At 47.8% G+C, this 9,784-nt stretch carries 9 protein-coding genes and 1 pseudogene; 9 read left to right on the top strand and 1 reads right to left on the bottom strand.

Annotated features, from left to right (window positions below; all coding sequences use genetic code 11):
* Nucleotides 1-52: 52 nt before the first annotated feature.
* Nucleotides 53-1,339, bottom strand: a pseudogene (gene guaB / locus OXH16_19230) (IMP dehydrogenase).
* Nucleotides 1,340-1,997: 658 nt separating this feature from the next.
* Between guaB and OXH16_19225 the strand changes: the two are divergent.
* From OXH16_19225 to OXH16_19185, 9 genes are all read left to right on the top strand, one after another.
* Nucleotides 1,998-3,194, top strand: a complete 1,197-nt coding sequence (locus OXH16_19225; GenBank protein MCY3683536.1) for a tetratricopeptide repeat protein — start codon at nucleotides 1,998-2,000, stop codon at nucleotides 3,192-3,194.
* A 60-nt stretch (nucleotides 3,195-3,254) separates the two neighbouring features.
* Nucleotides 3,255-3,875, top strand: a complete 621-nt coding sequence (locus tag OXH16_19220; GenBank protein ID MCY3683535.1) for a MotA/TolQ/ExbB proton channel family protein — start codon at nucleotides 3,255-3,257, stop codon at nucleotides 3,873-3,875.
* Between the two features lie 3 nt (nucleotides 3,876-3,878).
* Nucleotides 3,879-4,283, top strand: a complete 405-nt coding sequence (locus tag OXH16_19215; protein ID MCY3683534.1) for a biopolymer transporter ExbD — start codon at nucleotides 3,879-3,881, stop codon at nucleotides 4,281-4,283.
* 15 nt (nucleotides 4,284-4,298) lie between these two features.
* The gene (locus OXH16_19210; GenBank protein ID MCY3683533.1) at nucleotides 4,299-4,706 is read left to right on the top strand and encodes a biopolymer transporter ExbD; all 408 of its coding nucleotides are present in this window, start codon (nucleotides 4,299-4,301) and stop codon (nucleotides 4,704-4,706) included.
* Nucleotides 4,707-4,709: 3 nt separating this feature from the next.
* Nucleotides 4,710-5,357, top strand: a complete 648-nt coding sequence (locus OXH16_19205) for an energy transducer TonB (protein MCY3683532.1) — start codon at nucleotides 4,710-4,712, stop codon at nucleotides 5,355-5,357.
* Nucleotides 5,358-5,521: 164 nt separating this feature from the next.
* Nucleotides 5,522-6,718, top strand: coding sequence for a tetratricopeptide repeat protein (locus tag OXH16_19200; protein ID MCY3683531.1), 1,197 nt, complete (start codon nucleotides 5,522-5,524; stop codon nucleotides 6,716-6,718).
* 78 nt (nucleotides 6,719-6,796) lie between these two features.
* Nucleotides 6,797-7,948: an MFS transporter gene (locus OXH16_19195; GenBank protein MCY3683530.1), complete on the top strand. Its 1,152-nt coding sequence runs from the start codon at nucleotides 6,797-6,799 to the stop codon at nucleotides 7,946-7,948.
* A 19-nt stretch (nucleotides 7,949-7,967) separates the two neighbouring features.
* A complete protein-coding gene (gene nth / locus OXH16_19190; GenBank protein MCY3683529.1) occupies nucleotides 7,968-8,618 on the top strand; it encodes an endonuclease III in 651 nt (216 codons plus the stop codon).
* A gap of 16 nt (nucleotides 8,619-8,634) precedes the next feature.
* Nucleotides 8,635-9,774: a hypothetical protein gene (locus tag OXH16_19185; GenBank protein ID MCY3683528.1), complete on the top strand. Its 1,140-nt coding sequence runs from the start codon at nucleotides 8,635-8,637 to the stop codon at nucleotides 9,772-9,774.
* The last annotated feature ends 10 nt before the right edge of the window (nucleotides 9,775-9,784 follow it).

Below are 9,784 nucleotides of genomic sequence, written 5' to 3'. Positions count from 1 at the left end.
CGGGACTCATTCCCGTGCGGGAGTACACCGGCTACTCGGGCATGGAGGCCTGGCCTTTGTAAGGGACCTGTCCTTCAATGCCTTCGGGCACGAGTTTGTTGGTCGCTTCAACCTCGCCCTGGAAATAGCGGTCTTTGCTACCGCGTTGCATTGCGCCCAATGATCCCATGCCCCGATAGACTTTAAATGTGCGGCCCTGATAAATAACGGTTTCGCCAGGGCTTTCGTCCGTGCCTACAAATAGGAAGCCGATCATGACCGAATGGGCGCCTGCGGCAATGGCTTTGGTGATGTCGCCAGATTGTGTGATGCCCCCATCGGCGATCAGGGGAACACCGGTTTTGGCGGCGATTTCGGCACAGTCCATAATGGCTGTTATTTGCGGCACGCCTATGCCGGCGATCACGCGCGTGGTACAAATTGTTGCAGGTCCCATACCGACTTTAATGGCGTCGGCACCTGCCGCGGTCAAATCGGCTGCAGCTTCTGTTGTGGCGATATTGCCTGCGATGACGTCAGTTTCGGGGTATTTGCTTTTGAAGCGCTCTACGGCTTCGAGCACGCCGCGTGAATGACCGTGCGCCGTGTCGATTACGATGACATCTACCCCCTGTTCAATCAGCGCGGCGGTGCGTTCCTCTGCATCTCCACCAACACCGACTGCGGCACCAACGCGCAAACGCCCGAGGTCATCTTTGCAGGCGTTGGGGTATTGGATTTTCTTTTCTATGTCTTTGACTGTTATCAGGCCCTTTAAGACGCCCGCATGATCGATAACCGGCAGCTTTTCTATGCGGTGTTGTTGCAGTATTTCCTGCGCGTCTTCAAGTGAGATGCCCAGCTTGGCTGTCACCAGCCCTTTGGATGTCATGACATCTTTGACACGACGATTGAGATTTTTTTCAAAGCGCAGATCCCGGTTGGTCAAAATGCCGACGAGGCGGTTGCCCTGAGCGACGATGGGGACACCCGAGATGCGGTACTTTTGCATGAGTTCCAGAGCTTCTGAAATGTAGTGATCGGGCGATAGGGTCACGGGATCGACAATCATACCGCTTTCTGATCGCTTGACTTTTTCAACCTCCTGGGATTGTTCTTCAACGGAGAGATTTTTATGGATGATTCCGATGCCGCCTTCTTGCGCCATCGCAATGGCGAGACGCGCTTCTGTTACGGTGTCCATAGCGGCGCTCACCAGAGGGATGTTGAGTTTTATGTTGCGCGTAAGCCGCGTGCCGAGATCGGTGTCTTTGGGCAAAAATTCCGATTTGCAGGGCATGAGCAAAACATCGTTAAAGGTGAGACCTTGTTTGACTATTTTATTTGTTGATTTATCCATCACATGTCCTTTCTATAGTGGAGTCGAGAAAGTAGATGAGGATTATTTTCTCTCTTTTGAGTCGAATAAAAAATCCCCTTGACGCAGACACATCAAGGGGTTTCAGGAGGCAGGCACAGTTACACACTCCGCTCTGAGGCCTGGCGGAGGTGTAATCCGCCGTTTTTTGCGACAACAATAAGTGTAAAACCTCTGGTGCATGATGGTTCTCCAAATCGCGACTATATTTGCCAAATATACCGCTTCTCTTTTGTTCTGTCAATGTGTGAAATAGAATTTTATTTTCTATGGTCTCTGGAAAAGGGGTTGACACCGGTCTTTGCGGTTTATATTTTGTTTTTTATTAACTCAATCTTCTAATACCGCTCCTGGTTAATTAGCTATCTTACATTTTCAAAACTGAGATAATTAATACTTCTCATAAAACATTGTTGCAGTGTTGGATATACCGGGAACTCTATTGATTTGTATTTCGTTTAATTTGAAGCAGATTTTGGCTTGACAGGTTTTTTTTCATTCATTAGATTCTTCTGCCCTGATACCTGTAATCGCATTATTTTTTTTTGTGGGTTGTATATTATTCCTATAATAAGGAAAACGGCCCGTTATGTGTCGTTTTCTGCGAATTTTCATCCCATATAGTATGGAGACTGGAACCATGATTTTGGATTTGAAATTCCGATCTGGTTTTTTGGCTTTGTTGTGCGGCTTTTTTGTTCTGAGTACAGCGTCACTCTGTTTTGCCGAAGATGGCGAACCAGAGATGACAAAGGCGGATTCTATTAAGAAGGCTGGACAACACCTGTCTTTTGGTGCTCGATATCTCAAGAGCAAGCAATACGAAGATGCCGAAACACAATTTTTGAAATCGTGGGGTTTTAATCCAAAAAGAGCAACTACCGCTCGATACTTGGGCAGATTGTACGAAGAAATAGAAAGATACGAAGATGCGATTACCTGGTTTCAAAAAGCTGTTGAACTTGAGCCTACAAGCAAATACACCAGGGGAGCACACGTTGCATTAGCACGCATCTATATTATACAGGAACAGCCCGAAAAAGCCATTGAGAATTATGAGGCGTTGCTGGCATTTGACCTCACGGCAGAGGAAAAAATTAAATATTATCACGCGCTGGTTAGCTTGAATGTTGAAACTGAAGACTATGAACAAGCATTGGAGTATGCCAAAAAGTGGGGTGAATTGGCTCCCGATGAGCCCGAAGTGCGGGATATGATTGGTAAATTACATCTGCGAACAGGCGGTGAGGACGAAGCTCTGGCCGAAATGGAAAAAGTGCTGGAGATCAATCCCGATGATTATGCTACGCTGGAAAAATTGGCGGGTATGTATGATCAGAGAGGCGATGATGATAAAGCCTTTGATGCCTTTGAAAAATTGTATCAAAATGACGCCTCGAGTGTTTTCTTTTTGGAAGAGACCATTAAATTGGGCAAGAGGATAGGAAAATCCAAGAGTTGGATCGTCAATCGGCTTGAAAAATTATACGCCATGCAGCCGGACAATTTGGGCGTGATTGAAGAACTGGCCGAGTTGACCGGGAGTCTCAAGTGGATTAATAGGGGGCTGAAACAAGATCCCCAAAATGGCAGGTACCCCTATATGAGGGGCGACCATTATTACAACAGGTGGGAAAATTCAAGTGCAAAACAGGATTCGATCAATGCCTTGATATGGTATAGAAGGGCGTTGAAAGATCCTCAGTGGAAGGGCAATGCCAACGCAATGATCCAAACACTTGATCCACCTCTGACCGAAGAAGAAAAGAAGCGTCGAGAATTTTTTGAAGGTAGTAAAAAGAAAAAGGAGGAGGTGGAAACAGAAGGTAAGAAGTAAAAGGCTTTTGTGTTGTTAATCCATTTTTCGCAGTTCATAACCTAACCCGGGAGATGTGGCATGGTTGATCTTTTTATTAAAGGCGGAAACTTTATGTATCCGTTGCTGGTGATGTTGTTTTTTGGCGTTGTGGTGATTATTGAGCGCTTCTACACGCTTTTTAAGGCACATATCAATGCCAAAGAGTTTATGGTAGAGCTTCAGGATGCCCTCAAGCAGAATGGGCCAGAAGGTGCTGCTGAGTTGTGTTCTAATACGCGCGGCCCGGTCGCTACGGTGTTGCACGCAGGGTTGTTGCGTTTGGATCGCGGTATTGAGCATGTGGAAAAGTCAATTGAAGAATCCGGTGCTATCGAAATGGCTTTTCTCGAGCGTGGTCTCGTGTGGCTTTCCACAGTCGCAAACCTGGCACCTCTCGTCGGCTTCCTCGGTACTGTGTCGGGTATGATCCGGGCTTTTAACGATATCGCCGCTGCTGGCGATGTTGATCCCAGTGTTGTGGCTGGCGGTATTTCTGAAGCTTTGATTACAACAGCTTCGGGTCTGGTGGTTGCTATTCCAGTGCAGGCTTCATACAACTTCTTCCTGTCAAAAATTGACAAGATCATCATCGATCTCCAGGAAAGTTCCAATCAATTCGTCGATGACCTGATTCAATTGGGCTACGGCCAGGAGGACTAAAACATGGCCCTTCAGAGACGCGAAAAATCTTCACCTGAAATCCCCACCGGGTCTATGGCAGATATCGTGTTTTTGTTGCTGGTGTTTTTTCTGGTGACTACCACGATGAACCAGGATAAGGGCATTGGTATGCACTTGCCTCCGCCGGGCGAGTCCAAGAAAATCCAGAAGAAGAACATTTGCAATATCTGGGTCAATGTCAATGGGGATATTCTCATCAATTTGGAACAAAGTGTGCCGTTGAATATGCTTCGAGCAGATATTGAGCAGCGATTGGCGCAAAATGATAAGCTGATCATTTCATTAAAGGCAGACGAAGAAACGCCCTATGAGCAATTTATCGATGTGCTCGACGAGATTAAATTGTCAGGGGCAGATAAAATTTCGCTCGCCTCGCCCAGTGAATGAGTCCAGGAGGTTCTCATGAATTTTAAGAAAAAAGGCGGTGTCTCACATAGCATTCCGACCGGATCTATGGCCGACATTACTTTTTTGCTGCTCATTTTCTTTATGGTTTCTACGGTTTTTGTCCGCTTTCGCGTGACGGGCATTATTATGCCCAAAGCCGAAAAAATTGAAGAGCTTAAGAAACGTCGTCACATCAACTATTTATGGGTTTCTGCTGATCGCAAAATCTATATTGACGACAAGCTGGCGAATATCGATCAGGTAGCCGGGATTTTTTACGATCGTCGCGTCAAAGATCCCCGTATGGTCGTGTCACTCAAATGCGACTACCGCGCACCTTATGGATTGATCAGCAGTGTAATGGAAGAATTGCGCAAGGCCGATGCGCTGCGCATCAACTTTGCGACCAACCGAGAGGGGTAAGCTATGGCAATGATTCGGGGGAAAGCACCAGAAGCCGATTTGCGACGTTCTTATAACAAGGTTTTTGGGTATTGCACATTGATCACGTTTGTCATTCACACCGCCGTGGCTGTTATTTTTCCAACTTTTGAAGCCTCTGCGAGTAATCGCCAGAAGAAACAGATCATTATTGAAAATGTGGATATTCCAGAAACCCGTCAGATCAAACGTCCACCACCGCCGCCGCGACCTGCTGTGCCAATTGAAACAGAGAGCGACGATGTGCCCGACGACGTGACGATTGAGAGCACGGATCTCGATTTTGACGATGCAATGGTCGATATGCCGCCGCCACCGCCGCCGGGTTCATACGAGGAAGAAGAAGAAATCCTCGAGTTTTATATGGTTGAGCAAAAACCAAAAGTCAAACATCAGGTAAATCCTAAATATCCTGAAATTGCCCGCAAAGCCGGGTTGACTGGAAAAGTGTTTTTGAAGTTTTTGGTTGATAAGAATGGTCGGGTAAGCAATGTGACCGTGCTTAGAGGTCAAGAAATTTTCCGGCAAGCAGCGATTGATGCTGTTCTGCAATTCAGGTTTGAACCAGCCCAACAAAATGACAAACCGGTTTCTGTTTGGATGACACAACCGATGTCTTTCCGCTTGAACTGAGGTGGCTATTTTAGTTTGCCAAAGGCCATTGTGCAAGGTGTACAATGGCCTTTTTTGTGTAAATATGTAAACAGTGCTTGACATATACGAGGAAATTTTACAATATATACTGCCTAATCCGAATTTTAAGTCTTTGTAAAGGTTCAAAATACAGGAGATTCCCCATGCAAATGCGTTCCTTTCTTGCGATGCTTTCATTGTCTGTGCTGATGGCCAGTTCTGCTCTTGCACAGGGGGTGAGTCCCGAATCGGCTGAAAAGTATAATGCTGGACAGGAGTTATACAAAAAGAGACAGTATCAAAGAGCACTCGTAGCCTTTGAGGAAGCTGTAAAAATCGATGCCAAAAACGCGCAGGCATATCGCGCGATAGGCACGACATACCGAAAGCTGCGCAATTACTCAAAGGCCATTGAAGCTTATCAAATGGCGACTTCGATTAAGTCGGATTACGCAGCCGCTTATTTTGAGATGGGCGAATTGCAATTGCAGACCAAAGATTATACAGGTGCCCAGGCGAGCATGCAAAAGGTGCTGTCGATTGATCCCAATTTTGCCGACGGCAAAGCACGGGATAGGTTAAAGGTGGCTTATCTTCAAGAAGGCACCACGTTGTTCAGGCGGCGCAATTACAAGGCAGCCGCGGCTCAGTATGAAAGTGCCACGCAAGTCGATCCTTCGGATGCGACCGTATTTTACAATTTGGGCCTGGCACATAGAAGTGCGCGCAATGTAAATGCCGCGCGCGAAGCGCTTGAAACAGCCATTGAGCTGAATCCGAACTATGGCAAAGCTCATCGCGGTTTGGGCGATCTCTTCAGGGCGACCGGGAAAAATAGCAGTGCAGCAAGGGCGTACTTAAATGCGATTCAAGCCGATGCAAAAGATACGAAGTCCCGCCTGAATCTGGCAGTAGTCTATCAGGCGATGAAGCAAAATAGCAAAGCAATTTCCGTGCTTACAAAAGCGGCACAGGTTGACCCCAAAAATGCAGATGTTCACACAGCACTTGGCAAAGCCTACTCAGATGGTAGGCAGTACACAAATGCCGTTGCTTCCTACAAAAGGGCACTGGGGATTAAGAATACTCCCGAGGCAAACTATCGGATATCTGAGCCTTATTTTGGACTCAAGCAATACCAAAATGCCATTGCTCACGCCAATAAAGCCGTGTCTTCTTCTAAATGGAGAGTGCCAGCCAATGTCATTCTGGGCGATTGTTATCGCGAGCTTGGTCAAAAAGAAAGAGCGATTTCGCACTACAAAAAAGCGCTTGGGAATCGCCAATACAAGAAATACGCCGAAGACCAGATTGATCGCATCCTCAATCCAATGGGCGGTGGAGAAGAAGAGGCACAGTAAATGTAGCACAATGCTTTTTGTGAAAAATAAAAAGGGACTCTTTGTGAGTCCCTTTTTTTGTAGGAGATATCTCCTTTTGTGAAAAAAGATACTTTTTTGTATGTCAGTGCCTTTTTAATGGATAGCTGTTTTTCCATTGTGGGCATTTGCGTTCCATTATACGCCCTGCAATTCGGTGCGACTTATGACGATCTCGGGCACATCAATGCCTGGGGGGCATTGGCTTATTCTGTGACCAGTCTCGTTTCAGGCCGCCTTTCAGACCGGATGGGCTATCGCCAGATTATGAGAATTGGGAGTTTTTGTCTTTTTCTGGCTTTTGTGGGCTATATTGGTGTCAATCGCATCTGGCACTTTATTTTGCTTTCTGTGCTTACTGCTGTTGCTATTGCACATTATTGGCCGCCGATGCAAGCCTATCTTGGGCGCGGGAAATCGCGAGATGTGCTCTTGCCCGCGTTGGGGCGATTCAATGTGGCGTGGACATTGGGCGTGTTTGTTGGCCCAGCCGCAGGTGGTGTGTTGTTCGCATTCCACCCGTTTAGCGGATTTATTTTGTCTGGTTTTTTCGTGCTTCTGTTATTTCTGGGGCTGATCGTCGTTCCCATTTTGGAATCGGAGCCTGGTGTTGCGGCTACAAGCTCGGTTGTTGCGACGTCGGGACATTTTTTTCCTCTTGCATTGCTGGCTAATTTTGCAACGTTTTTTGCGATTGGGCTTATACGTGCGCTCTTTCCAAAATTGGCGACGGATCTCGGCATTTCACCGGATTTACTGGGGTTTTTGCTCGCGCTGATCGCTTTGACCCAACTTGCGGTTTTTTATTTCATGTCGCGGACAGACCGATGGCAATTTCGCATGTCGCCTATTATTTTTGCTCAGCTTTTGGGCGCTTTAGGTCTCGGTTTGATCGGGATAGGTACACAGCCGATTGTTTTTGCATGTGGTTTTTTGCTGCTGGGTGTGCTGATTGGGGTGACGTTTACGGCGAGTATTTTTTACAGTTTATACGCCGAAGGCCCGGGAGGCCGCCGCACGGGTATTCACGAAGCGATTGTTGGGAGTGGATTTTTATTTGGTCCGCTTCTCGGCGGTCTTGTTGCCGAGCATTTCAATGCGCGATTGCCCTATTTGATGGGTAGTATGGTTATTCTGATGACGATTGGTGTTCAGTTGTTGATCCATAAAATGAAAGCTCCCAGAGGGTTTGCGCCACAGACGGGCGATTAGTTTTCAATTTGTGTGGAGGATGAATTTGAAAAAGCGTTTTAGTAAAGCCGAGAAAGCCGAAAGAATTGCCGAGATTTTAGACGAATTATATCCCGATCCCGAAGGATCGCTGAGACACGGAAGTGCTTATACGCTGCTGGTCGCGGTGTTGTTATCGGCGCAGTGTACCGATGTGCGGGTCAATCAGGTGACGCCCGTTCTGTTTGCAAGGGCAGATACGCCAGAGAAAATGATTGCGCTGTCGGTTGAAGAAATTGAAGGTATTATCCGTCCGTGTGGGTTGGCACCTCGCAAAGCGCAGGCGATTTTCGATTTGTCCCGTATTTTGCTGGATGAACACGATGGCGAGGTGCCCCAATCTTATGAGGGTTTGGAAGCATTGCCCGGCGTGGGACACAAGACGGCGTCGGTGGTGATGGCTCAGGCTTTTGGCGTGCCGGCATTTCCCGTGGATACGCATATTCACCGTCTCGCCTATCGATGGGGATTGTCCAGTGGCAAAAATGTGGTGCAGACCGAGCGAGATTTGAAACGCATTTTCCCCGCGGAAATTTGGAACAAGCTGCATTTGCAGATTATCTTTTTTGGACGAGAATATTGTCCGGCGAGAGGCCATGATCCCCATCAATGCCGCATTTGCAGCGCCTATGGACGCAGGAGTTTGCTTTGAAAGATTGGAGGTGGAAGTGAAGATTCGAGCGATTTCGATTTCGATTTTTGAGTTGTCCGCCAATACGGGGCGATTTCGGATGGAACAAACCGGTGAGGGTGCCCGCAAGCGATGGGCAAAGCGGGGTGCGGGTAGGTCGGCAGAGCCTGTACATGTTTTGCATGTACAAACCGACGAAGGGGTAGAAGGGGTGTGTACGGTGGGGGATGCGCGATACACGACGATGCGTCCTGAAGATCTGGAGCAATTGCGGTTGCTGGCGATTGGCGAAGATCCATTTGATCGGGAGAGACTCGCGCAAAAATTACACAAAGCGACACGCGGCATGTTCACGCGACCTGGATGGTTTGGCGCTTTTGACAATTGTTTGTGGGATATTGCCGGCAAGGTTGCGGGGCTGCCCGTTCACGGTCTGATTGGCCGGGCACGGACTCGTTGTGCGGCTTATTACAATTTTAGCAGTGGTTCAGAAGAAGAGGCTGTAGCTGGCGCAACAAAGGCAGTAGAAATGGGATTTCTGGCTGTAAAAGATCATTTTGGAGGTACGGCAGATGAAAATATCGCGTGTTTTCACGCTGTGCGCGATGCGGTGGGAGGTGATGTCGATATTTTGCACGATGCCGCGGGATGTGATTATACGTTGCAAGATGCGATTCGGGTGGGTAAGACTCTGGAGGCGCTGCGATTTGGGTGGTTTGAAGAGCCTCTGGCAGATCGAGATCAAAAGAACTTGCAGCGTTTGTGCGCCGCGCTGGATATTCCCATTTTGGCACCTGAGACTTTGATGCACGATGTGGATTTGAGCGCGCAATGGATTATTTCCGGGGCAACGGATGCCTTGCGCGCCAATGCGCGGCTGGGTACAACTCCGACGTTGAAGTTGGCACATTTGGCGGAGATGCACGGCGCAAATATTGAATTCAATGGACCGGGTGGGTTGTTTGGGCTGGTGCATGCACATCTGGTTTGCGCGATATCGAATACGAGTTATTACGAGTTTTTCCCCGGAGGCTCCCGGGATGTGCGCGGTCGTGAGATTGGATTGCTCAATCCACCCTTGCCCGAGAATGGCCATATTACACCGCCCAATAGTCCCGGATGGGGCGCCGAATGGGATTGGGAGTTTTTTGAGAAGAAGCGGATTGGAGAATTGTAAAAAGCAACTA

The organism is Gemmatimonadota bacterium (genome assembly GCA_026705765.1).
In the GTDB taxonomy this organism is placed as follows: Bacteria; Latescibacterota; UBA2968; order UBA2968; family UBA2968; genus VXRD01.
The sequence above is the reverse complement of the archived record's forward strand: the minus strand, read 5'-3'. Positions and strand labels throughout refer to the sequence as shown.

Excerpts from the sequence above, each read along its gene's own strand:
- OXH16_19225 (MCY3683536.1), top strand. The coding sequence starts at position 1,998 with ATGATTTTGGATTTGAAATTCCGATCTGGTTTTTTGGCTTTGTTGTGC.
- OXH16_19205 (MCY3683532.1), top strand. The coding sequence starts at position 4,710 with ATGGCAATGATTCGGGGGAAAGCACCAGAAGCCGATTTGCGACGTTCT.
- nth (MCY3683529.1), top strand. The coding sequence starts at position 7,968 with ATGAATTTGAAAAAGCGTTTTAGTAAAGCCGAGAAAGCCGAAAGAATT.
- OXH16_19200 (MCY3683531.1), top strand. The coding sequence starts at position 5,522 with ATGCAAATGCGTTCCTTTCTTGCGATGCTTTCATTGTCTGTGCTGATG.
- OXH16_19220 (MCY3683535.1), top strand. The coding sequence starts at position 3,255 with ATGGTTGATCTTTTTATTAAAGGCGGAAACTTTATGTATCCGTTGCTG.
- OXH16_19215 (MCY3683534.1), top strand. The coding sequence starts at position 3,879 with ATGGCCCTTCAGAGACGCGAAAAATCTTCACCTGAAATCCCCACCGGG.
- OXH16_19210 (MCY3683533.1), top strand. The coding sequence starts at position 4,299 with ATGAATTTTAAGAAAAAAGGCGGTGTCTCACATAGCATTCCGACCGGA.